A 23,097-nucleotide genomic window follows, 5' to 3' on the forward strand; every position below is an offset into this window, starting at 1 on the left:
ATATATTGTGAATCCTCGAACGTCATTTTATCAAACAACACATAAGGATAACATATCTGAAGCTAAATAGATAGGGCAAGCAGAAACGGCTTCGCCGTCTCTGCGAGAAATAGAAGGTAACTTATGGCGTGAAACATATAAATTCTTTGCAGCAAAAAAGAGCAAGGGATTTCTCCCCGCTCTTCTTCTAAGATAAGTCTAGTCTAAAATTTCAGCTGTGTCGCCATTGTTGGCTGCTGCAGCGTTTGCTTCATCCGTATCAATGTGCATATCAAGCTTGAAGCTGTCGGATACGCGGGCAAGCACATTCTCCAGAACAAGACCACGGTCTCCGCCCAGGCGAACCTTAAGCAATTGCTTGTCGGCAATGCCCCAGGCTTCAGCTTCGGAGGTGTGGAAGTGGATGTGGCGAGCTGCGATGATTACACCCGTTTCCAGTTCAACTTCACCGACTGGTCCTTTAAGGGTAATGCCTGGTGTACCTTCAATATTGCCGGATTCGCGAACAGGTGCCTTCACGCCAAGCGCGAACGAATCTGTGCGGGAAATTTCCAGCTGGGAGGCCGGTCGTGCAGGTCCAAGAATTCTGACCTTGTCGAATTTGCCTTTGCTGCCGATAACCGCTACCTGCTCATTGGCGGCGAATTGTCCGGGTTGGGAGAGCGGTTTGAACTCAGTCAATTGATAACCTGCGCCAAACAACGCTTCCACATGCTCCTGCGTTAGGTGAATATGTCGGGCCGACACACCTACGGGTACAGTCTTGCTCATTGTAAAGTCACTCCTTGTATTTTCTCTAGTATCTGTACAAGCCATTGAACATTATACCTCTTCTTACCCCAAAATAAAAAGGATCCCCCTCACTTTGGGCATCCTTTTTTCGACAAATTCTCATTTCGGAACGAAATTGTCACGTTTGGGCAGGTCTTTGCGGCAAATGGGCCGCCAGGAACGAGCAGGCATTGCCATATAGCCAGCCTCTGACCGATTCCTCCGGATAATGGCGCAGCAGCAGCTCGGCGAACTGCGGATAGTGGCCAGGGTGCTCCAGTCCCTCTACCCAGGAGTCAATGCCGTCAAAATCTGATCCAAACATCAGCTGCTTGTCGCCGCCCAGTGCACAGATATGCTCAATATGCTTCAGCAGATCCTCCATTTTGGCCTTACCGTCCTCCCTTACAAACCAAGGGAAAAAGGTCAGTCCGATTCGCCCGCCCTTGCGGATCAGCGCTTCAATCTGCGCATCCTGCAGATTGCGCGGATGGCCGCAGATGGCGGCCGCATTGGAGTGTGATGCAATAAACGGGTGTGCGCTCAGCTCCGTCAGCTCCCAGAAGCCTGCTTCTGACAGATGGGACACGTCCAGCAGCATCCCGCTTTTGTTGCACCATTCCACCAGCTGCCGTCCTTTTTGCGTAAATCCGCCATTGCGCACCTCCAGCACCCCGTCAGCCGCCCAGTTGGCGTAATTCCAGGTCACCCCCAGAAATCGCACTCCAAGCTCATAACACAGCTGGGCATAGAACAGGTTGCCCTCCAGGCCGTCTACGCCCTCCAGAGAGAGCATTCCCCAGCTTCCGGGTCCTGTTTCACATTTATGCACTTCATCCCGCCAGCGCAGCCACTGCAGTCCTCCTGAGCCTGTTACCTTATCTCTGAATAACTCGATCTGCCCCAGCACCCGCTCAAAGGCAGGCCGGCCATAACCAGCAGACAGATAGATAGCGAAACATTGCAGACTCACCCCCCTGCGGCCAACCGATCGCCACTGGCATCTAGGCGGGGATCACTGCCGAAATCCAATTCCGGGAACACCTGCAGCTTACTCAGTACATCACAATGGAAATCCGCAACTTGCAGCTTGTCGGCTCTCATCATCAAGGACCTGCCTTTCCTATCGCAATATAGCAAAAAACCCATCCACTATTGCAGACAGGTTTAATCCAACCATACTATTAATCTATTATCTGGGCTCTACGATAAGCTTAATTGCGGTTCGGTCCTCGCCATCAATAACAATGTCTGTGAAAGCAGGAATGCAGATCAGATCTACACCACTAGGCGCTACAAATCCCCGGGCAATGGCAACGGCTTTGACTGCTTGATTCAGTGCTCCAGCTCCAATAGCCTGTAGTTCAGCTGTTCCGCGTTCACGAAGAACACCCGCCAAAGCGCCGGCGACGGAATTTGGATTGGATTTTGCTGATACTTTTAATACATCCATAGTAAGTACCTCCCCTGGGAAAAATGTTGGTGTTCTTCCACTACTGTAGATGTTATTCGCGAGCGAAGAAATAATTCCTTCTTTTTGCGAACCATTTCAGCGAAATTGGTACAAAAGTTACGGTTTTCCGATATTAAAAATATCACAATTTACCCAGTTTCCACGAAATTCCCCGAGATACCGAAATTAGGTCAGCTTATCGTCAGCTCATCACCCATTCATCTTCGCGAAGTCTGATCTTCTCCAGCCGTGTAGCTCTGCCGGTGGCTTCATCCAATTCCGCGAACAATCCGTGCAGCTGCCATTTGCCCTCATCGACTACGAATCTCGCAGGAAGCTGGGTTGTAAACTTGTAGATTACTGCATCTTTCTCCATACCCAGTATTCCTTCACTTGAACCAACCATGCCGGCATCCGTCAAATACGCGGTCCCTCCGGGCAGAATAACATCATCGTTGCTCTGCACATGGGTATGCGTCCCTACTACGATCGAGGCCAGGCCATCCATGAAATAACCCATGGCGATTTTCTCGGAAGTCGCTTCCGCATGGAAATCCACCAGAATACAGTTATGCTCTCTGCGCAGTTCCTCGACAATGGCTTCACCCGTCCGGAACGGGCAGTCAATCGCCGGCAAAAAAGTGCGGCCCTGCAGGTTCACAATGGCCAGCTCCTTGCCGCCGCCTTTAACCACGGTATACCCCCTGCCCGGTGTTCCCGGCGGGAAGTTGGCCGGACGGATCAGCCGCGGCTCATCGTCGATGAACTCGAAAACATCCTTGTTATCCCACGTATGATTGCCCATTGTAATCCCGTGAACGCCCCAGTTGAAGAACTCATTGGCAATAGCTTTGGTAATCCCCCGACCCGCGGCAGCGTTCTCGCCGTTGACAATGATGATATGTGGCTGATATTTGGTTTTCAGTGAAGGCAGCATTTCACGCAACGCCTTTCGGCCCGTGTTGCCGCAGATATCTCCAATAAATAAAACTTTAATCTTAATCTCCTCCTAATGTGCTCTCTATCAAAGAAAAAAGGCCCCGCGTAGGGGCCGATTTACTTTCGATATAAGAAAGTATAAGTTTCACCTTATGCTTTAGTCTTATATTTCTTGCAGCAATTATGCTTGTTTGCTTATTTAGCGTATTCCACTGCCCGGGTCTCGCGAATAACGGTGACCTTGATGTGTCCCGGATAATCCAGTTCACTCTCAATTTTCTTCGTAATATCGCGGGCCAGACGGAAAGCTTCCGCATCATCAATCTTCTCGGGCTGCACCATTACGCGGACCTCACGGCCTGCCTGAATGGCATAACATTTCTCCACGCCTTCGAACGATTCGGAGATTTCCTCAAGCTTCTCCAGACGTTTGATGTACGTTTCCAGTGTTTCGCGGCGGGCACCAGGACGTGCAGCTGACAATGCATCTGCGGCACCAACCAGCATGGCAATGACAGAAGTTGCTTCGCAGTCTCCATGGTGAGAAGCGATACTGTTAATTACAACCGGATGTTCCTTGTATTTCTTAGCCAATTCTACGCCGATTTCGACGTGAGAGCCTTCCACTTCATGATCCAGCGCTTTGCCGATATCATGCAGCAGACCGGCACGTTTCGCAAGCACGATGTCTTCCCCAAGCTCACCGGCCATCAGTCCAGTCAGATAAGCAACCTCCATGGAGTGCTTCAATACGTTCTGACCGTAGCTCGTACGGAATTTCAGACGTCCCAGAATCTTGATCAGGTCCGGATGCAAGCCGTGAACGCCTACCTCGAAGGTAGCCTGCTCACCGTATTCGCGAATCCGTTCGTCCACTTCCTTGCGGGATTTCTCCACCATCTCTTCAATACGCGCCGGATGGATACGGCCGTCGGCCACCAGCTTCTCAAGTGCCGTACGGGCCACTTCGCGGCGGATCGGATCGAATCCGGATAGAATAACCGCTTCCGGCGTATCATCGATGATCAGGTCAATCCCAGTAAGAGTTTCCAGTGCACGGATATTGCGGCCTTCGCGGCCGATAATCCGTCCCTTCATCTCTTCATTCGGCAAAGTAACTACTGATACTGTGGTTTCAGCCACATGATCGGCAGCACAGCGCTGAATGGCAAGGGTGATGATTTCGCGGGCCTTCTTATCCGCTTCCTCTTTCGCCTGCTGCTCAATTTCTTTGATCATCTGAGCCGTTTCATGGCGAACTTCTTGCTCTACATTGCTGAGAATAATGCTTCTTGCATCGTCAATGCTGAGGTTGGAGATACGCTCCAGCTCAGTGACTTGTTTTTTGTAAATAACATCAATTTGCTGTTGGGTCTCATCAATTCGTTTCTCTTTGTTAGCTACTTGTTCTTCTTTTCTTTCGAGCGATTCCATTTTTTTATCCAGCGATTCTTCCTTTTGCAGCAAACGTCTCTCTTGCCGTTGGATTTCATTCCGACGTTCACGAGTATCCTTTTCAGCTTCGGCACGGATTCTATGGACTTCGTCCTTAGCTTCCAGCACCGTTTCCTTCTTGAGCGCCTCCGCCTCTTTCTTCGCGTTGTCCACGATGACTACGGCTTCCTTCTCAGCACTTGAAATCTTAGCTTCTGCAATGGATTTACGAATAGAATAACCCAACCAAAAGAATAATGCAGCTACAACGAGAATGATAAGGACCCAGATCAAATACTCCATCTGTTCACCTCCTCGTTGATTCTTCCTCCAGGTTTATCCTGGGAATTTGTGCAGTTGAAATTTCGTTTTGCCCTACTGCACATCCTGCACATGGTGCTTAAGCACACTGCCCGCCTTATCCGGCGATTACATTTCATATGAGTTGTACGTGAACCGTAATAAAAGTCTCCTCTTTTGGGAAGGAAAAAGGAGCCTGATTTTATGGCGATTCATGTTATATTTTATTATTTATAAAAAGACATTGTCAATAGAGATGAAATACAGATTAAAGTCAAGACAATCAATCGGTGTCATAAGTTTCCTCTATTTCACCTTCGTATTTCTCTTCCTGAAGCAGCATATTCAGCACCTGCCGTACCATTTCGCCCGAGAAACCGCGGCGCATTAAGAAAGCACCGGTCTTTCTACGCTTGTCCTGAACCTCTCCGCGAATCAGATTCCATTTCTTGCGCCCCGTCTGCAGTGCGCTCTCCAGCTCCTGCTCCGGGCTGATGTTCTCCAGCGCTTCCGAGATCAGCGATTTATCTATGCCTTTCTCCCGCAGCTCCTGCCTGATCCACATCTTGCCTTTACGCTGATTGGTGATCCGCTGCTCGGCCCATTGCTTGGCATACAGCGGATCATCTACCAGTCGCTCCTGCTGCAATCGCTGGACCACTTCGCCTATAATAGTCTCTCCTATTTCTTTCTCCCGTAAACGACGCGTGATTTCCATAGCTGTCCGCGGCTTGCGTTCCAGGTAACGCAGACCTTCCACATAAGCCCGCTGGCGTTCGTCGGCGACAACGATTTCCTCCAGATCGGCTTTGACGAAGCTGCTCCCTGTAATCATCCGATATTTAATCATGACATCTTCATGAACAGTCATATTGTAAACTCCAAAATGAATCACATACCGGCGATCTGATTTCTTCTTACGTTCCACCTTGGTAATCTCAAGTAGTGTATCTTCCGGAAAATCACCAAGCACCTGGTCATCTTCATGTTCCTCGAACTCCATATCCAGCTGTATAACCATAGTGAGCTCACCTCATTGCATACAAAAGATATATTTTAAGAAAAAAACACCCTGCTGAAATCATTCACAGGGCGTTCATACTGTTCAACTGAATTATTGGAATGGCTAGTTATTCAATTTCAAGCAACAGCTTCTCTTCTTCTTCTTCGGCAGCAAGATCTGCTTCCTTAGGAGCTGCGACAACCGTGCTGAGATTGCTTGCTTCACGGATCTTGTTCTCGATAATAAGCGCAATATCCTGATGCTCCTTCAGGAACTGCTTCGCATTCTCACGTCCCTGGCCCAGACGTTCACCCTCATAAGAGTACCATGCCCCGCTCTTGATGACGATGTCCATGTCTGTACCCATGTCCACAAGACTGCCTTCCTTGGAAATTCCTTCGCCGTACATAATATCGACATCAGCCTGCTTGAACGGAGGAGCCACCTTATTCTTCACAACCTTGATCTTGGTACGGTTGCCCACCACATCGTTACCCATCTTGATGCTCTCTACGCGGCGCACATCCAGCCGTACCGAAGAGTAGAACTTTAATGCGCGTCCGCCCGGTGTTGTTTCGGGGTTGCCGAACATTACGCCGATCTTCTCACGCAGCTGGTTGATAAAGATGGCAATGGTGTTGGATTTGCTGATTGCTCCAGACAACTTGCGCAGCGCCTGCGACATTAGACGCGCCTGCAGACCCATGTGGGAATCGCCCATGTCTCCTTCGATTTCTGCTTTCGGAACCAAAGCCGCTACGGAGTCAACGACAATAATGTCTACCGCGCCGCTGCGTACCAGCGCTTCAGCGATTTCAAGCGCCTGCTCGCCGGTGTCCGGCTGGGACAGGAGCAGCTCATCAATATTTACACCAAGGTTCTTGGCATACTTCGGATCAAGCGCATGCTCGGCATCGATGAATGCAGCTTGTCCGCCTAGCTTCTGAACTTCTGCAATAGCATGAAGCGCAACCGTTGTCTTACCCGACGATTCTGGCCCGTATATTTCGATAATCCGGCCTTTAGGGAATCCGCCTATTCCAAGTGCGATATCAAGGGCCAAAGCTCCGCTGGGCACAACCTCCACCTGCATATGCGTGGATTCTCCCAATTTCATAATCGAACCTTTACCAAATTGTTTCTCTATTTGACGAAGCGCCATATCCAACGCTGCACGACGATCTGACAATCAGACCACTTCCTTCACTGTTTATAGTAATATAATAACGTGTTACCGGGGTCTTGCCAAGCTTTTTTTCGAACATACATTCGTTTTTTTTGTTCCCGGGGCGTTTTATCCCTTTTATTGTAAGCCTCCTTCCGGATATAGAAGCCAGCTCGATTTCTGCGCTTCACCGGAATTCTTGATCCGTGTCCCAAGACACCTCTGACCTGCGTTTTGTAACGGATTATTGTTGAGAATGCTTATAATTATACAAAAAACCGCAGCAAAGATAACTCAGTGCCACGGTTCTTCCGTATGATCTAATTATATACTGGGCACAGCTGCCATTACAAGTCCGAGCCTTCAAGCGGTGTAGCTACCCTGCGCTCCTCAAGTCTCCGCCATAGACGGTACAGCAGTGCCTTCACGGAGCGCAGGCGGATATTCTCACGGGTTCCCTTAAGATTCAGCTCGAATACCTCGGTTGCCTTGCCCCGCTCTGCAATAGCGACGAACACCAGACCTACCGGCTTGCGCTCGGAATACCCCGGACCGGCAACGCCTGTCACCGACAATCCAAAATCCGTATCAGCCGTCATTCTCACCTGCTCGGCTAGCACTTCGGCTACTTGACGGCTTACCGCTCCGGGTGCATCCACGCCTTCCAGAAATGCGCTTGGAACATTCAGCAGCTTCATCTTCATCTCATTGGAATAGCAGACGATGCCGCCCTTGAACATCGATGCGCTGCCCGGCACATTGGTGATACTCTGCATCAGCAGGCCTCCGGTGCAACTCTCCGCTGCACTGAGCGTCAGCCCCGCATCCGCCATCCAGTCCACAATCAGCTGCTCCAGCGGCACATCGATGTTGGCATACATATGTTCAGGCAGAATTGCCTTGATCTGCTCCTCAAGCACGGTGAGCTTCTCCATCGCCTCACGCTCGGAAGGCGCTTTGGTTGAGATGCGGACGGTAACCTCACCTTCCTTGGCATAAGGAGCTATGGTAGGGTCCGTCTGGCTGTGGATGAGGTCAATCAGCTTGTCCTCCAGCAGCGATTCGCCGATCCCGGCGAACTTCAGCATTTTGGAGTAGATCGGCATTTCATTCGTCAGCGCATGCTGCTGCAGCCATGGCTTGGCCTTGTCGGTGAACATGGGCTTCATCTCGCGCGGCGGTCCGGGCAGAACGATATAATATTTATCCTTTTCAGCAAAAGCAAGCCCGACCGCAAGTCCGATTTCATTGGCCAGCGGTGTAGTGCCTTCAATGATAATTGCCTGCTTACGATTGTTCTCGGTCATAAATACCTTGCGCTCATCGAAGAAACGCTGGACATGGTCCATGGCCAGCTGGTCGATATGCAGCGAGCGGCGGAGTGAAGCAGCCAGCGCTTCTTTGGTAAGATCGTCTTCCGTAGGCCCGATGCCTCCCGTGAACAGAATCACATCCGCACGGCTGCGGGCAATCTCTATAGCCTCCTGCAGACGGCTGCTGTTATCGCCGACCACAGTCTGGAAATACACATCGATTCCAAGGGCAGCAAGCTCCACGGACAGGAACTGCGCGTTGCTGTTTACGATTTGGCCAAGCAAAAGCTCCGTACCAACTGCGATGATTTCTGCTTTCATAGCTGGCTCATGCCTCCTATAGGGTCTGTGGGTAGTTGAGAGTGTCAGTAGTTCTAAGAATTATGCAACTGCAGCAAGTGTTTGTTCTTTACGAAATAATCCACTCCGGAGTAAATCGTAATCAGGGCTGCCGCCCAGATTGCAATATCATCCACCGGAATGCTGATAAATTGGAACGGGAAGTTATTCAGGAGCAGCAGCGAGATCGCTACAATCTGGACAACAGTCTTAATCTTGCCCCATTTACTCGCGGCGACGACCTTGCCTTCCAGCAGCGCTACCTGGCGCAGTCCGGTTACAGCAAACTCCCGGCTGATAATAATCACAGCAAGCAGTGAATCACATCTGCCCAGTTCGACAAGCGAGATCAGCACGGCCGAAACCAGCAGCTTGTCCGCGAGCGGGTCCAGCAGCTTGCCCAGATTGGTGACCATATTATATTTCCTGGCAATATAGCCATCTATTCCGTCCGTACTGGCGGCAAGCAGGAAGATTACTGCCGCAATCAGGTGGTTGAAGGATAGCTGGAACGAGCCCCAGTGTATAGGTTCAGGGTAGAAACTGAAATTAACCAGCAGAAAAAACATCATTATCGGGATAAGACAAATGCGGGCAAGTGTGATACGGTTGGGCAAATTCACTGAAGTTCCTCCCCTTGAATCTTTCATTTCTCTTTTACAATCCTACATTTAGGAAAAATCACCCCGCAAGCAGCTGATCAGCTATGCGGGGCATCAGAACGGCTCCGCCGTTACTTTAAGTTATTAAACTGCAAATCCAGCGGCAAATCCGCCTTGCGCAGCAGTTGGATAATCTGCTGCAGATCATCGCGGTTCTTGCCGGTTACGCGGATCTGGTCACCCTGGATCTGGCTCTTCACCTTCAGCTTGGAGTCACGGATCAGAATGTTGATCTTTTTGGCGTTGTCCTGGTCAATCCCCTGTTTAAGCCCGAGGCGTTGACGTACGCTTCCCATGGAAGCCGGCTCTATTTTGCCGAAATCGAGGTTCTTCAGGGTAATGCCCCGCTTCACCATCTTGGTCTGCAGAATATCAATCACCGCATTCAGCTTATATTCATCCTCCGAAGCGATGATGAGGGCATCCTTCTCCAGCTTCAGACTGCTTTTGCTGTTCTTGAAATCAAAGCGGTTGTCGATTTCCTTCTCCGTCTGGTTGATGGCGTTGGTTAATTCCTGCATATCCATCTTGGATACAATATCAAACGAACTTTCCGAACTCATTACTCCACGTCCTTTGCATACATTTATTCTGCTACCATTATATGAGAAAGGGACTCGCAAGTCTAATTATGTATAAGCACTTCATCCTCCGGCACACAAAACAGCCCCACCAGGTGGAGCTTTCCGTGAACCGGCTCCAACTGCGGGAGCAATATCCCTCAAGTCTCTAAGGGCAAAAATACGTCCCCCGAACCAGCTTCCGGGAGACGTTCATTCAGCGGATTCTATCTGCTGCGGGCAGGGGACCGGAACATGTCCAGCAACCCCAGCACAATATGTGCCAGTCCAAAGCCAAGAATTCCATAACCCCAGGCGTTCGGCATCAAATAATATCCGAGAAGACTGACGATCACGCCCAGTCCTGTTACGATCCAACTGACGGTCATAAGAGAAAACACCTCACTTTGGCGTAAGAACTGTTAAATCAGTTTTAGGTTCTCCATAATGCCAAAGTCTATACAGGTTCCCTCTTATTCGCCTGCCGCTTCATCACTTCCAGTGTTACTGCCGGTTTCTGCCCCGCTGTTGTCCAGTTCCAGCAGAATACGCGACGAGGTTTTGCCGTCGGTAACAGGCTGGCCGTTGACTGTAATTGCCGTAGCTGGCGCATAACCGGATTTGATGTACATGTTCTCGCTGCCCAGGACAAAGGTACCGCTATAGCCGGCTTCCGTGTTGTCGAAGTACAGCTTCTCACCCTTGGAGTTCTCCCCGTTGTACACTTCAAGCCAACTCTTGCCGGTAGCTTCAATCTTAACCTCTACTTGACTCCCGGTCGGTGCCGCTACCTTGAAAATAGTCGTCTTGCCTGACTTCCGGTCTTCAGTGACAGTAACCGCACCGCTCTCTGGCGAAGGGGTAGGAGATACTTCAGGAGAAGCTGTAGGCGCTACGGTGGCTCCCGGAGTCGCCTCGCCCCCTTCACTTCCCGGCGATGCCGATGGCGCTGTTACACCGCCCCCAGCCGCCGTGGGAGACGGCTGCACCTTAGCCGGGTCCTGCTGCTCGTCCGTCATGCTTGACGGAGGCGCTGTTTCAGGGTCTGGCTTATTTAAGCTCGAAGCATACATGTAGATCACCGCAACAATCAATATCGGGAAGGTCCACATCAGCAGCGTAGGCAGCCATTTATTGTTACGTTCCGTTTCCGGCCTGCGACTGCGCTTCTGAATGACGGTTTCCATGGTGGTATCCACCGGAGGCGCAGGCACATTCCCGTGCTCTTCCAGTAGTTCATCGGGATTAACGCCCACCGCCTCCGCGTAGGTTTTGATAAAGGCCCGGACATAAAAACTTCCCGGCAGCACCTTGTAATCCCCCGCTTCGATGGCTTCTAAATATTTTTTGCGAATTTTTGTTACTTCCTGGACATCGTCAAGACTCATCCCTTTTTGCAGGCGTGCCTCCTTCAATTGCCGGCCCAGTTCCGACATACCATCACCTCCTCTTTCATAGTGGCTCTATAGATCATCGCTATAGTTTGTAGTAAAGGTCTCATACAGAATTTCTTCATTCGGATTGCTGCGCAGTTCAATAATGATATTGAAATCATCGAAGCTGTACTGTGACTCCCGCACAAAAATATCCGGGTGCTCGATCACCTTGGTGCTTGGCATGCTCATCACATTCTGCAGCAGATTATAATGCTTCTCATTGGAACGAATCGTGCTTACAATACCGTCAATGATAAATACATTGTTCGGATTCAGCTCATCATCGGCCAGCTGGCTGCGAACCGTCTGGCGGAGCAGGGTGGAAGATACGAAGGTCCACCGCTTCATGGCGCAGACGCTGCCTGCGATGATCGATTCCGTCTTGCCCACACGCGGCATCCCGCGCAGTCCGATTACCTGATTGCCTTCCCTTTTGAACAATTCACCAAGAAAATCAACCAGCAGTCCTAGCTCGTCGCGGGTAAAGCGGAAGGTCTTCCGGTCATCCGAATCCCGGTCAATGTACCGTCCGTGACGCACAGCAAGCTTGTCTACAAGCTTTGGGGTGCGCAGCGCGGTGACGGTTATATTATCCACCTTTTTGAGCATTTCGCCCATCAGCATGATTTTGTCGTCATCATTGGTTTCGAGCAGCATTCCGCGGGTTTTGCCTTCAACGCCATTGATTGTGAGGATGTTGACTTCAAGCATCCCCAGCATGGAAGCGATATCACCTAACAGACCGGGTCTGTTTTTGTGTATCTTGTATTCCATGTACCATTGTTTATACTCCACTTCTACACCTCATAGATTCCTTTTCCCTGCGTTTTGCCACATGCGAAGTAGAAGCGGCTCAGCCAATCCTGATAAAAGGCCTCCGCTGCTGATAGGCAGAACGGTCCAAAGACACGGGTCACGTTTAATGATATATAAAATAAAAATGAAAAACAAGGACACGGCTGTAATAATTGCAGAAAAGCTCCCGCGAGGGGAGCTTGTTCCGTGAAGCCTATGCGTTTTCTTTCGCAAGCTTGACCATGAGAGTGGCAATAGTATGCTTTTCGGCATCATTACCAACATCCCACAGCTCTTTGATAGCCCGGTTCGAGGTGTTTGCCGGATCGACCTTTTTATCGAGGAATTCCCCGATTTCAAAAGCCAGCTTGGAGATGGTTTCATCATTCATCCCCATTTTTTCAGCCTGAATGACCCGTTTCCCGAGAAAGCTTTTCCAGGTATCAAAATTCTTAATTACGGAGTCCGTTGACATCTTAAATCCTCCTTCATGTTTACGGTCAGATACCCGGTTACAGATATCCGCCGCCTTACGTGAGATTTAATAGCAACACTATTAATATGTCACGGCTCCGTATTTCTTATGCTGGAGCATTTCTCCAGCTTCCCCGTAGACTCAGGTAATCCATCCGCCATTCGGACTGATCACCTGACCGGTGATATACCCTGATTCAGGCAGTGCCAGAAAATAAATAAGCGAAGAGATTTCATGGGGCGTAGCCAGGCGCCCGGCAGGAATCTCCTCCTCCAGCATCCGCATCTCATCGGCCTCCAGATTCGACAGCATGGCCGTATTGACCGCTCCCGGCGCAACGGCGTTCACCGTCACCCCCGATGGAGCCAGCTCCTTGGCCAGTGCCTTGGTGAAGGCGTTGATCCCACCCTTGCTTGCGGAATAAGCCACCTCGCAGGACGCGCCGGAGATGCCCCATACCGACGAAACGTTGATGATACGTCCGTACCGCTGGGATACCATATGCTGCATAAAGATCTGGCTGCACATAAAAGTCCCTTTCAGATTCACCGCCATCAGCTCATCCCAGGTTTCTTCCGTAACGTCGGCAAGCATCCCGTAATGGGAGATGCCGGCATTGTTGACCAGGATATCCGGCAGCATGCCGCTGCTTTCCAGCTTCTCGGCCATACGCAAAAGCTGGCTGCGGTCTTTCATATCCGCAGCCACCGTCATCACCTTTGCGCCCAGCGCCATACACCGCCTTGCCACATCGTTGGCGGCTTCATGCGAGTGCATATAATGAATCACAATATTCATGCCAACAGAAGCAAAGCGTTCGGCGATGGCTCCGCCGATTCCCCCGCTGCCTCCGGTAACCAGTACCGTCATTTCTCCTATGGGCTTGCCATTCTCTCCCGGTAAGTTCATTTAGGGGCTCACCACAAGCGAAACGGCCAGCTGATCCCAGTCCACATGCGCCCGCAGGCGTTCGTTGACTTCAGCCAGTGTAATCGATTCATACAGCGGCAGTACCTCAAACAGATCTCCGCCGCGGAACTGGTATCTGGTGAATTCATGGGCAATGCTCTCCGGGGAGTTCAGCATGCGCAGGAAGCCGCCGATTTTCTTCTTGCGGGCGCGCTCAAAGTCCTTCTCGGCGAAGCCGGATTTCAGCATCGGCTCCACTTCTTCCTTGATCCGCTTCAGCAGCAGATCCGGGTCCTTCGTATCGCCACCGATGGCTGAGAAAGCATATTGCGGTGAGCTGTTGAATTCATGCCCGAAGCTGTCCGAGATCAATTCCTCATCATACAGCTTCTGGTACAGCGCGGTGCTGCTGCCCAGCAGCAGATCCAGCATCAGTTTGGTCGTAAGATCACGGCGGACGGCAGCCTTACCGGTCAAACCTTCCGTTTTTTCCTTAAATCCGAACAGACATTTAGGCATCGATACCGCCAGCTTGCTCTCCAGCCGTTCTGTGGCCACCGGACCAGGCTCCTGCTCAAAGATCCGTTTGATCTCCCCTTGCGCCTCATAGTTCTTGGCCTGCTGATTATTCCGGATCAGCGAGAATACCTTCTCCGGCTCTACCCCGCCGACCACGAACAGCAGCATATTGCTGGGATGATAAAAGGAGTTGTAGCAGGTATAAAGTGTTTCCTTCGTAATGGTGCCAATCGATTCGACCGTGCCGGCAATATCAATCCTTACCGGATGTTTGGCGTACATCGCTTCAATCAGCCCGAAATACACCCGCCAGTCGGGATTATCTGCATACATATTGATTTCCTGGCCGATAATGCCTTTCTCCTTCTCCACATTCTCGTCCGTGAAATAAGGATGCTGCACGAAATCCACCAGCGTGTTCAGATTGGCCTCAATATTCTCGGTAGCCGAGAACAGATAGACTGTCTGGTCAAAGCTGGTAAATGCATTGGCCGATGCGCCGTTCGACGCAAAGGTAGCGAAGATGTCGCCTTCCGGCTCCTCAAACATTTTATGCTCCAGGAAATGGGCAATCCCGTCGGGAACGGTTGTTTCTTCGCCTCCGGCGACATGAAAATGATTATCCACGGAACCGTATTTCGTAGCAAAGGTGGCATAGGTTTTTTGGAAGGCCGGCTTTGGCAGCACATAAACCTGAAGACCATTGTCCATAACCTCGTGATAGAGCGTTTCCTGCAGTCTCTCGTAATGTTTCTGTTCCACGGCTATTCCTCCTTCTGCCCTGTCAGGAAATAAATCGTATCAAGCTGGAACGTTTCCGCTGCAGCCTTGACCTCAGCCGCACCGGTCTGCTCCACTTGAGCAAGCAGTTCCATAGCCGATCTGTCTTTGCCGGACAGCTGGCGGTTGAAATCAAAAGAAATCAGCTCAAAGGCGGAATCCTGGATTTCAGAAAGCAGGTTGCGGATCATCGCCTGGGTCTGGCTCAACTCCAGGTCACTGATATTGCCCGCTTTCAGCTCTTCCAGCTGCTTGCGGATAATATCAACGGCTTTGCCGTAGTTCTGGGTCTCAATACCGGACTGGATCGTTCCAATGCCCTTGTGCCCGTCATATCGGGAGGATGCATAATAAGCAAGGCTCTCCTTCTCGCGCACATTGACGAACAGCTTGGAATGGGGGTAGCCACCCAGGATGCCGTTATACATCAGCGCAGAGGCATAATTGTCATCTTTATAGGTAATTGAAGTGCGCAGACCCATATTCAGCTTGCCCTGGTTCACATCCAGCCGTTCTTCCACCGTCCGCACTTCGCTGACTGCTGCAGGCTTAAACTTGGAAGAATAAGCTGCAACCGGCGAAGGTGCGCGGCCGAAATGGCGTTCCACCAGCTTCTCCACCTCTTCAGGCGTAGTATCGCCAACCACGTACAGATCAAGGATGGCGCCATCCAGCCACGATTGGTAAGATTCGTAAAGATTGTCTGGAGTGATTGCGTCCAGATCAGCCCGCTGCCCTAGCGGATGCAGACGGTATGGCTCGCTATGGCACATTTCCTCAATGCAGCGTTCAGCGGCATAACGGATCTTGTCGTTAACGATTGCCTCCAGCTTCTTGCGGACGGTTTCCCGTTCGGTGGCCACATAAGAAGTGCGGAATTTCCCGCTTTCCAGCAGCGGCTTGGTTAGCACTTCTCCCAGAAAAGCGAAGGATTCGCCCAGCAGGCTCTCCTTGCTCTGCACAAAGGAGTCGTTGATCGTGTCCATGCGGAACTGGACGATCTGGTAATCGCCTCTTTTGTAGACATCAAAACCGAAGCCGGCTCCGTACAGCTCCTCGAGCTGTTCCCTGAACTGGGTAGTCTCCGGATAAGAGGCTGTGCCTCTGCGAAGCACAAAGGGAATCAGTGCAGTCGGAGTGACGGTATGCTCTTCAAGCGGAACACCGGCATACAGTGAAATGGCGAAAGTCTTGAACGCCTTTGTCGGCAACACGTGAATCCGCATCCCTGCGGCGCTGCCATGCTGGAAACCATTATTAGTCAAGTCCAAAACTCCTTTACGGCGTGGATAGATGCTCTACAATTACTTTATGAAGTATTATCCATTCTAAACCATTCCAAAGTAAGGAAGCAACCGGAGGTCCATTACCGGTTGCTCTTACCCATCATTTCAGCTTACATACAGAAAATGTGCTCACCGATCGTCTTCACCTGCGGACGGCCCCAGATCCATTTCGAAGTGGCCGTTTTGGGATTGAAATAATAGAGGCAGCCCCCGGAAGGGTCCCAGCCGTTCAAGGCCTGCTGCACGGCCTTACGGGCCTGCTGATTCGGCTCCAGATAAATCTGCCCGTCAGCCACGGCAGTGAAAGCTCCGGGTTGGAAGATTACGCCGGATGGTGTGTTTGGGAAGCTTGGCGACTTCACACGGTTCAGAATAACGGCAGCTACAGCGACCTGCCCTTCAAACGGCTCGCCGCGTGATTCGCCATAGACCGCATTCGCCATAATCTTCAGATCATTCTCCGACAAGCCCATCGAATTGCCGGAGGACAGCTGGGCAGTATTGGATTTGGCGCCGGCTCCGGTGTTGCCTGATTTGGCGGCCGTTTTGTTGCCGGCTCCGGTGGCAGGTTCTGTAGGTTTCCAGGACTTGGATGCGTTGTACAGCTTCAGCTTGGTTTTGGCGCCGACGACTCCATCGGCCTTCATGCCAAATTTCCACTGAAACCATTTCACGGAATTCAGCGTTTTGCTGCCAAACTGACTGTCTATAGCTCCGGAATAGAAGCCAAGAAATTTCAAACGGCCCTGTAGTTCATACACATCCTTGCCCGACGCTCCCAACTTAAACGTAGTTGTGCCAAAAACAGGCATCGCTTCCTCTTCGGCAAGATTATTCTCCGAAGTGTCAGGCACGGATAGACTTTGCTCCCGGCTTGCGGCATGGTTGTTCACAAGTAGTCTGCCTGAGAACGGCGCAGCCGCCAAGGCAAGGGTTAGTGCGGCAATAATCCACAGCTTTGTTTTTTTCATAAGATTCGCTCTACCTTTCTCTGGTAAGTTCAACATGGATGGCTAAAGTTATTATGACGACTGTCAGCTCTTCCTATGCATGGCAGTGCAGAGAGAACGCTTATGGATTGCCACTGAGAACGATTATCATCTATAATGACAACAGAAAAGCGCAGGAGTTGATCTGGATATGGATATGAAAAAGCACATCTTGTTATGGAATCAGGCTTCCGTGGAAGTTATAGATATACGACTGATTACCTTGGTTCCGGGTGAACCTGCAGTTCCCTACCGTCTTCCGGCCAGCGCCTACCTGTATGCCACACGGGGCCAAGCCAAGGTAATGCTGGATCATACCTTGCATGTCTTCAGCGCTTCCTGGATTATTCACGGGGGCAAGGGTGATGTACTGGAATTTATGCCGGGGCAAGAAGTGCTGGAGTATTATTTAATTCTTTACAGAGCCAGACTCACCCTGTCTGCCCGCAAGGAGCTGCTGGCTGCGATGGAGCGGGACAATCCGCTGCAAATGCCATACGGCTTCAGACCGGAGAATCCGGTCAGTCTGTATGTTCACGCCGAAGCTATGCTGAACAGTTGGCAGCTGCAGACACCGCTTCGGAGGCTGCAGGTTAAAGGTCTCTTCTACCAGTGGGGTTATGAGCTGCTACATCAGCTTCAGAAGCAGAGCACCACTCAGAAGGACCAACCGGATTTGCTGGAGCAAGCACTCACTTACATGCAGCAGCATTATCACCGCAATTTCACGCTGCAGCAGCTCGCGGATGCTGTCTCAAGCAGCCCCAGAACGTTGTCTAGACTGTACAAATCCCGGCTGCAGACCAGCCCTGCCCAATATCTGATAAGAATCCGCATGGAGAAGGCGCATCAGTTGCTGCTGAACACCGATGCCGGACTGGAGGATATTGCCCAGAGATTAGGGTATCCGGATGCCTATTCCTTCGGGCGGACGTTTAAGAAATATTACGGACTGTCTCCGATTCGTTATAAGAAACAGCAGGCCCGCCACAGCCACTGGCCGGATATGCCATTTCCCGTGACCCAAAGTGACATTGTGGATCGTTCTCTTCTCCGTTATATTGACTATGATAATCATTATCAATATAACCAAAAAGGAGAATTACCGATGTATAGAAACACTAAGCCGTCCTTGCTTCTGATCCTGATGCTCTGCTGCACCTTGCTATTGAGCGCCTGCGCTCCAGGGGCTGCCAATTCCGCTAATTCCACTCCAACGCCTGCAGCTGCAACGTCTCCGGCGCCCTCTGCTCCGGCCAACTCAGCTGATGTAGTTACGTCTGAAGCAGAGACACGCACAATTGCCACTGTTAAAGGAGACATTGTCGTGCCTGCACAGCCGCAGCGTGTAGTTGTACTCTATCTGCTCGGCGATGTGCTGGCGCTGGGCATTAAACCGATTGGTGTATCCGACGTATCCGAAGGTGCCGCCTTTGAGAATGAACTGAAGGATGTGCAGAAGCTTGGCAGCTGGTTTGAAGCCAGTCCGGAAGCCATACTCGCGCTGGACCCGGATCTGATCATCGTGCCTTCCGAAGAAACGTATGAAGCTCTGCATCTGATCGCCCCTACTGTACTTGTTCCTTATGAGAAAATGACAGCGGAAGAACGGGTATCCTTCATCGGCCAGGTTGTTGGTAAAGAGGATCAGGCACAGACCCTGTTTGACAACTTCAATACAAAAGTGGAGGATGCCAAGCAGAAGCTCCAAGCCGCAGGCATTCTGGACAAAACCGTGTCGATCATGGAAGGCGGCAAAGACCGCAGTATGGCCGTGGTATCCAGCAAGCAGTTCGGACGCGGCTCACAGGTCATTTATGAATATCTGGGGATGAAGGCACCGAAGATTGTCCAGGACAAGATTGACATCTCGACCGGAGCGGATGGTGAGTCGGTTTCATTCGAAGTGCTGGCCGATTACAGCGGCGACTATATCTTCCGCTCCTCCTATGATGGCATGGCTGATCTAACGAGTGATCCGTTATGGAACAGCCTGCCAGCAGTCCAACAAGGACATCTGATTGAGATTGACTTCGGACTGGCATACTACAGTGATATCTTCTCAATGGATGCGCAGCTGGACTATATCGTGAAGGAGCTGCTGGCTACAGTGGAGTAATTCCAAGCATATATTTAAAAAAGGTCGCAGAATGAGGGGATAACCCGTCATTACTGCGACCTTTTTGTTTGTTGTTATCCATAATATTCCAGCTCGTATATTTAAGAACTGATCCGGCCAATCTGGTACTGCTCCAGCGAGACCAGCACTTCACGGGGCTTGCTGCCCTCGTAAGGCCCGATAACCCCCCGGGCTTCCATAGAGTCGATTAAGCGTGCCGCACGTGTGTAGCCCACTCTCATGCGCCGCTGAAGCAAGGATACGGAGGCCTGCTTCGCTTCCAGGATGATCTGCACCGCTTGCTCATACAATGCATCCTGGGGCTCCTGGTCTTCCTCTACGGTATCGTCTACTTCAGGAACAATGGACTCATCATAAGTGGCCTCGCCCTGGCTGCTGACATATTGTACAATGGTCTCCACTTCCTGATCACTCATGAAAGCGCCCTGTACACGTACTGGCTTGGAAGCTCCCATGGGCAGGAAGAGCATATCTCCGCGACCCAGCAGCTTCTCCGCACCCGGCATATCCAGAATGGTGCGGGAATCCACATTGGAGGATACCCCAAAGGCAATCCGCGAAGGGATATTCGCTTTGATCAGTCCTGTGATAACGTCGACGGATGGACGCTGTGTTGCAATAATCAGATGGATGCCTGCAGCACGGGCCATCTGGGCCAGCCGGCAGATTGCATCCTCCACATCGCTCGCAGCAACCATCATCAGATCGGCAAGCTCGTCCACCACTACAACGATGTAAGGCAGCACTGCAGCCGGATTATCCTTCATCAGGTTGTTGTAGCCTTCAAGATTGCGCGTTCCCGATTTGGAGAACAGGTCATATCTCTTCTCCATCTCTACAACAATCTTCTTGAGCGCCAGACTGGCCCGCTTCGGATCGGTAACCACCGGTGCCAGCAGATGCGGAATTCCGTTATAGATGTTCAGCTCGACCATCTTGGGGTCGACCATCAGAAACTTGACTTCGTTCGGTTTCGCTTTATAGAGAATACTGGTGATGATACCGTTGATACATACAGACTTGCCTGAACCTGTGGCACCTGCCACCAATAGATGGGGCATCTTGGCCAGGTTGCCGATAATCGTCTGGCCCGAAATATCGCGTCCAAAGGCGATGGTCAGTTTGGATTCGGCCTCCTGGAAAATCTGGGTCTCCATCACCTCACGCATGGTCACCACCGAGACCTCGGAGTTCGGCACCTCGATACCGATTGCCGATTTGCCGGGAATCGGCGCCTCCATACGGATATCCTTGGCTGCCAGCGCCAGCGCGATGTCATCCGTAAGGTTGACAATCCGGCTGACCTTAACGCCGATATCCGGCTGAATCTCATATCTTGTCACTGCCGGACCGCGGACTACCTCCAGCACCTTGGCCCGGACACCGAAGCTCTCCAGTGTGGCTTCAAGCTTGCGGGCCGTCTGCATATAATCATTCTGGTCCCCCGCCTTAGAGCCGTTATTGGGCTTGGCCAGCAGCCGGAATGACGGCAGCTTATAGGGCTTCGGAGGCGGTGGCGGCGGCACGACTACCTGGCCTTCGCCCAGCTCATCAAGCAGCCCGGCCAGCTCAAGCGGAGCCACCCCCTCTTCCCCGTCAGCTGCAGGAGCCTGATTAGGATCAGCTTGAACCTGACCCGCTGATGGCTGGGCAGCAGGCATGCTGCCGCTGCGCGCCGCCGGTGAGAATTCACTCCACTCCTCGCGGTCCTCTTCGTTCAGGCCTTCTGAGCGGATATGCTCAAAGAAATCGCGGATAATCGGTGTCACCGGCTCAAGCTCAGCTTCATCAGCCTCCTCCATTCCGGCGTAGGGCGCTGAAGAAGTTGGAATGGAGGAGAGGCCAGAAATCAGCGGACCGTCGGCCAGTCCGAAATCGTCATCCTCGTCCATGTCTTCCGCTGCACCTGCCCGTTCCGGTGTTGAGCCTTTGAACCAGCCGGTGAGCCGCTGAATAATAGTCGGCTGGCTGCGATCAGGAAGCAACGGGTCTTCCTCCACATAGTCCTCGTCATCATCGGGCAGCACCGGAGGCGCCGCAGCACGGCTTCTGGATGGCTTGGCTGCAACCGGAACGGCCTTCGGCCGGTTAGCCGCTTTCTTGCGGATTCCCTCCACAAGCTTGACGCCACGGACCCGCAGCAGGGTGAACAGCTCCACGTAGGAGAGGTTCGTTACCAGCATGAAGCTGATCGCCAGCATGACAATCATCAGCAGCTTGGCTCCAAGACTGCCGAAGAGAAACAGCAGAGCTGAATATTCCAGTGCTCCGATATACCCGCCGCTGATGTCCTTGCCCAGCATATACACCGTGCTGCCGTCGGCACCCGGCTTCAGCGCACCGGATAAATCATTATGTATTTGAGCCATTACATTGCTCGGATGCAGCAGGGACAGCGGTCCCAGCTTCTGCTCCATGGCAGAGATCGTGCTCATCAGACAGAGTGAGCATACCAGCAACAGTCCGCCTGTATGACGGCTGGTCCATGCTGAAGGCCATTTGCGGTGAATCATCACCATCAAACCGTAGATAATACCGGCCAGCGGCAGCACAAAATAGAATCTCCCCAATAAATAACCTGCCATGCTGGAGAGAGAACGTCCAACTGCCGCTTCGCCGGATAAGGCAATAACTGAAATTGTAATCAGCATAATGCCGTAGATTTCATATTTTAAAACGCTGCCTAGCAGCGCTTTTTTCTTCTTTTTTCTTCGTTTAGCCACAGTAGAGCCACCCCCGGAACAACATTATACCATATAATGGCGTGGCGTACCTATGTTCTGTTTTGTAAAAAGATGTATCATTTCAGCAAAGAGACCACCGCCCCCGGAGAGAGGGCAGGATTGAGGTAGCTGTCCAGCGGACACTGCAGCAGCCGCACGATCCGGCCCCTGCCCTGCTCCAGCGGCTCTACCTCCATCACCACCCCTGCTACGCTGACCTCCATAGTCGGAGCACTGGTATGAATAGCCCCTTCCCAAATTTCTTCCATCGGCATTACTGTATAAAAGATCATTGTGTCAGCCCTCCTGCCACGCCCACTACAGGCATCATTACATCCTGACCGGCGATCATGTCGTTCAGCCGCTTAAGCGCGGCGCCAATTCCGCCCACCTCATCCATCAGCCCGTATTTGACCGCATCCAGCCCGCCGACCGCAGTGCCGATGTCACGGTTCAGCTCGCCGGTCTGGAACATCAGGCTCTTGAATTGCCCCTCGGTAATCCGTGAGTGGGAGGTGACAAATTTGACGACACGCTCCTGCATTTTCTCCATATACTCAAACGTCTGGGGCACCCCGATAATAAGTCCGTTCATGCGGATGGGATGAATCGTCATTGTGGCGCTTTCGGCAATGATGGAGTAGCTGGAAGCTACGGCAATCGGCACCCCGATGCTGTGTCCGCCTCCAATGACCACCGTCACGGTTGGTTTGGATAAGGAAGCGATCATTTCGGCAATCGCCAGCCCTGCCTCCACATCGCCTCCAACCGTATTCAGGATGATCAGCAGCCCTTTGATGCCTTTATTCTGCTCTGCAGCCACCAGCTGCGGAATAATATGCTCATATTTTGTTGTTTTGTTATGGGGCGGCATCACAATATGCCCTTCAATCTGGCCGATAATCGTCAGACAGAAAATATCCGGCTCCCCGCTTGGAACCACCGTCTGTCCCAGTTCCTTCAGTGCGTTGATCGCAGTTGGGGCCATCATTTCATTGACACCCGGCTTCTCGGCGGGATTCAGCTCCTCATTGGCACTCTCACTATTGCTTCTGTTGTACTCCATATTCACGACTCCCCCTTTTTGCTTGCAGCCTGATACCTGT

At 51.6% G+C, this 23,097-nt stretch carries 21 protein-coding genes and 1 pseudogene; 1 reads left to right on the forward strand and 21 read right to left on the reverse strand.

Annotation, left to right across the window (positions count from 1 at the left end; translation table 11 throughout):
- Positions 1-198: 198 nt before the first annotated feature.
- The 18 genes and pseudogenes from pduL to sleB form a co-directional block, all read right to left on the reverse strand.
- Positions 199-771 (reverse strand): phosphate propanoyltransferase, encoded by a 573-nt coding sequence (gene pduL, locus B9T62_RS16075; protein WP_087916186.1) that lies wholly within the window; start codon positions 769-771, stop codon positions 199-201.
- Positions 772-910: 139 nt separating this feature from the next.
- Positions 911-1,875 (reverse strand): annotated as a pseudogene (locus tag B9T62_RS16080) (dipeptidase).
- 88 nt (positions 1,876-1,963) lie between these two features.
- Positions 1,964-2,224 carry a stage V sporulation protein S gene (locus B9T62_RS16085; protein WP_036656334.1) on the reverse strand — a complete coding sequence of 87 codons (261 nt, stop codon included), beginning with the start codon at positions 2,222-2,224 and terminating at the stop codon, positions 1,964-1,966.
- Positions 2,225-2,426: 202 nt separating this feature from the next.
- Positions 2,427-3,221, reverse strand: a complete 795-nt coding sequence (locus B9T62_RS16090; protein ID WP_087916187.1) for a TIGR00282 family metallophosphoesterase — start codon at positions 3,219-3,221, stop codon at positions 2,427-2,429.
- Positions 3,222-3,358: 137 nt separating this feature from the next.
- Positions 3,359-4,900, reverse strand: coding sequence for a ribonuclease Y (gene rny / locus B9T62_RS16095; protein WP_087916188.1), 1,542 nt, complete (start codon positions 4,898-4,900; stop codon positions 3,359-3,361).
- A gap of 280 nt (positions 4,901-5,180) precedes the next feature.
- Positions 5,181-5,918, reverse strand: a complete 738-nt coding sequence (locus B9T62_RS16100; protein ID WP_087916189.1) for a regulatory protein RecX — start codon at positions 5,916-5,918, stop codon at positions 5,181-5,183.
- 109 nt (positions 5,919-6,027) lie between these two features.
- A complete protein-coding gene (gene recA, locus B9T62_RS16105) occupies positions 6,028-7,089 on the reverse strand; it encodes a recombinase RecA (RefSeq protein WP_087916190.1) in 1,062 nt (353 codons plus the stop codon).
- 323 nt (positions 7,090-7,412) lie between these two features.
- A complete protein-coding gene (locus B9T62_RS16110) occupies positions 7,413-8,699 on the reverse strand; it encodes a competence/damage-inducible protein A (protein WP_087916191.1) in 1,287 nt (428 codons plus the stop codon).
- 53 nt (positions 8,700-8,752) lie between these two features.
- Complete coding sequence (pgsA, locus tag B9T62_RS16115; protein ID WP_087916192.1) at positions 8,753-9,340, reverse strand: CDP-diacylglycerol--glycerol-3-phosphate 3-phosphatidyltransferase; 588 nt, start codon at positions 9,338-9,340, stop codon at positions 8,753-8,755.
- A gap of 110 nt (positions 9,341-9,450) precedes the next feature.
- A complete protein-coding gene (locus B9T62_RS16120) occupies positions 9,451-9,942 on the reverse strand; it encodes a YajQ family cyclic di-GMP-binding protein (RefSeq protein ID WP_087916193.1) in 492 nt (163 codons plus the stop codon).
- Between the two features lie 224 nt (positions 9,943-10,166).
- Positions 10,167-10,328 carry a hypothetical protein gene (locus B9T62_RS40000; RefSeq protein WP_169834394.1) on the reverse strand — a complete coding sequence of 54 codons (162 nt, stop codon included), beginning with the start codon at positions 10,326-10,328 and terminating at the stop codon, positions 10,167-10,169.
- A gap of 84 nt (positions 10,329-10,412) precedes the next feature.
- A complete protein-coding gene (locus B9T62_RS16125) occupies positions 10,413-11,375 on the reverse strand; it encodes a helix-turn-helix domain-containing protein (RefSeq protein WP_087916194.1) in 963 nt (320 codons plus the stop codon).
- A gap of 27 nt (positions 11,376-11,402) precedes the next feature.
- Positions 11,403-12,170 (reverse strand): DUF3388 domain-containing protein, encoded by a 768-nt coding sequence (locus B9T62_RS16130; protein WP_087916195.1) that lies wholly within the window; start codon positions 12,168-12,170, stop codon positions 11,403-11,405.
- 214 nt (positions 12,171-12,384) lie between these two features.
- Positions 12,385-12,645 (reverse strand): DUF3243 domain-containing protein, encoded by a 261-nt coding sequence (locus B9T62_RS16135; RefSeq protein WP_087916196.1) that lies wholly within the window; start codon positions 12,643-12,645, stop codon positions 12,385-12,387.
- A 141-nt stretch (positions 12,646-12,786) separates the two neighbouring features.
- On the reverse strand, positions 12,787-13,554 hold the full coding sequence (gene ymfI, locus B9T62_RS16140; RefSeq protein ID WP_087916197.1) for an elongation factor P 5-aminopentanone reductase: 768 nt from the start codon (positions 13,552-13,554) through the stop codon (positions 12,787-12,789).
- On the reverse strand, positions 13,555-14,835 hold the full coding sequence (gene yfmH / locus B9T62_RS16145) for an EF-P 5-aminopentanol modification-associated protein YfmH (protein WP_087916198.1): 1,281 nt from the start codon (positions 14,833-14,835) through the stop codon (positions 13,555-13,557).
- Between the two features lie 2 nt (positions 14,836-14,837).
- The gene (gene yfmF, locus B9T62_RS16150) at positions 14,838-16,079 is read right to left on the reverse strand and encodes an EF-P 5-aminopentanol modification-associated protein YfmF (protein ID WP_425436688.1); all 1,242 of its coding nucleotides are present in this window, start codon (positions 16,077-16,079) and stop codon (positions 14,838-14,840) included.
- A gap of 170 nt (positions 16,080-16,249) precedes the next feature.
- A complete protein-coding gene (gene sleB, locus B9T62_RS16155) occupies positions 16,250-17,110 on the reverse strand; it encodes a spore cortex-lytic enzyme (RefSeq protein WP_087916200.1) in 861 nt (286 codons plus the stop codon).
- A 169-nt stretch (positions 17,111-17,279) separates the two neighbouring features.
- Here sleB and B9T62_RS16160 point away from each other — a divergent pair, with 169 nt between their 5' ends.
- Positions 17,280-19,247 carry an AraC family transcriptional regulator gene (locus B9T62_RS16160; RefSeq protein WP_087916201.1) on the forward strand — a complete coding sequence of 656 codons (1,968 nt, stop codon included), beginning with the start codon at positions 17,280-17,282 and terminating at the stop codon, positions 19,245-19,247.
- 101 nt (positions 19,248-19,348) lie between these two features.
- On the opposite strand, the gene B9T62_RS16165 is transcribed toward B9T62_RS16160, so the two are convergent.
- The 3 genes from B9T62_RS16165 to B9T62_RS16175 form a co-directional block, all read right to left on the reverse strand.
- Positions 19,349-21,991, reverse strand: coding sequence for an FtsK/SpoIIIE family DNA translocase (locus B9T62_RS16165; RefSeq protein ID WP_087916202.1), 2,643 nt, complete (start codon positions 21,989-21,991; stop codon positions 19,349-19,351).
- A gap of 77 nt (positions 21,992-22,068) precedes the next feature.
- Positions 22,069-22,284 (reverse strand): YlzJ-like family protein, encoded by a 216-nt coding sequence (locus B9T62_RS16170; protein ID WP_087916203.1) that lies wholly within the window; start codon positions 22,282-22,284, stop codon positions 22,069-22,071.
- On the reverse strand, positions 22,281-23,057 hold the full coding sequence (locus B9T62_RS16175) for a ClpP family protease (RefSeq protein WP_087916204.1): 777 nt from the start codon (positions 23,055-23,057) through the stop codon (positions 22,281-22,283). The genes B9T62_RS16170 and B9T62_RS16175 overlap by 4 nt, the downstream gene beginning before the upstream one ends.
- Between the last annotated feature and the right edge of the window lie 40 nt (positions 23,058-23,097).

The organism is Paenibacillus donghaensis, from assembly GCF_002192415.1.
In the GTDB taxonomy this organism is placed as follows: domain Bacteria; phylum Bacillota; class Bacilli; order Paenibacillales; family Paenibacillaceae; genus Paenibacillus_AQ; species Paenibacillus_AQ donghaensis.

Coding starts and splice junctions, on each gene's coding strand:
- pduL (WP_087916186.1), bottom strand. CDS start 771: ATGAGCAAGACTGTACCCGTAGGTGTGTCGGCCCGACATATTCACCTA.
- B9T62_RS16085 (WP_036656334.1), bottom strand. CDS start 2,224: ATGGATGTATTAAAAGTATCAGCAAAATCCAATCCAAATTCCGTCGCC.
- rny (WP_087916188.1), bottom strand. CDS start 4,900: ATGGAGTATTTGATCTGGGTCCTTATCATTCTCGTTGTAGCTGCATTA.
- B9T62_RS16100 (WP_087916189.1), bottom strand. CDS start 5,918: ATGGTTATACAGCTGGATATGGAGTTCGAGGAACATGAAGATGACCAG.
- B9T62_RS16110 (WP_087916191.1), bottom strand. CDS start 8,699: ATGAAAGCAGAAATCATCGCAGTTGGTACGGAGCTTTTGCTTGGCCAA.
- B9T62_RS16120 (WP_087916193.1), bottom strand. CDS start 9,942: ATGAGTTCGGAAAGTTCGTTTGATATTGTATCCAAGATGGATATGCAG.
- B9T62_RS40000 (WP_169834394.1), bottom strand. CDS start 10,328: ATGACCGTCAGTTGGATCGTAACAGGACTGGGCGTGATCGTCAGTCTT.
- B9T62_RS16125 (WP_087916194.1), bottom strand. CDS start 11,375: ATGTCGGAACTGGGCCGGCAATTGAAGGAGGCACGCCTGCAAAAAGGG.
- B9T62_RS16135 (WP_087916196.1), bottom strand. CDS start 12,645: ATGTCAACGGACTCCGTAATTAAGAATTTTGATACCTGGAAAAGCTTT.
- ymfI (WP_087916197.1), bottom strand. CDS start 13,554: ATGAACTTACCGGGAGAGAATGGCAAGCCCATAGGAGAAATGACGGTA.
- yfmF (WP_425436688.1), bottom strand. CDS start 16,079: ATGCGGATTCACGTGTTGCCGACAAAGGCGTTCAAGACTTTCGCCATT.
- sleB (WP_087916200.1), bottom strand. CDS start 17,110: ATGAAAAAAACAAAGCTGTGGATTATTGCCGCACTAACCCTTGCCTTG.
- B9T62_RS16160 (WP_087916201.1), top strand. CDS start 17,280: ATGGATATGAAAAAGCACATCTTGTTATGGAATCAGGCTTCCGTGGAA.
- B9T62_RS16170 (WP_087916203.1), bottom strand. CDS start 22,284: ATGATCTTTTATACAGTAATGCCGATGGAAGAAATTTGGGAAGGGGCT.
- B9T62_RS16175 (WP_087916204.1), bottom strand. CDS start 23,057: ATGGAGTACAACAGAAGCAATAGTGAGAGTGCCAATGAGGAGCTGAAT.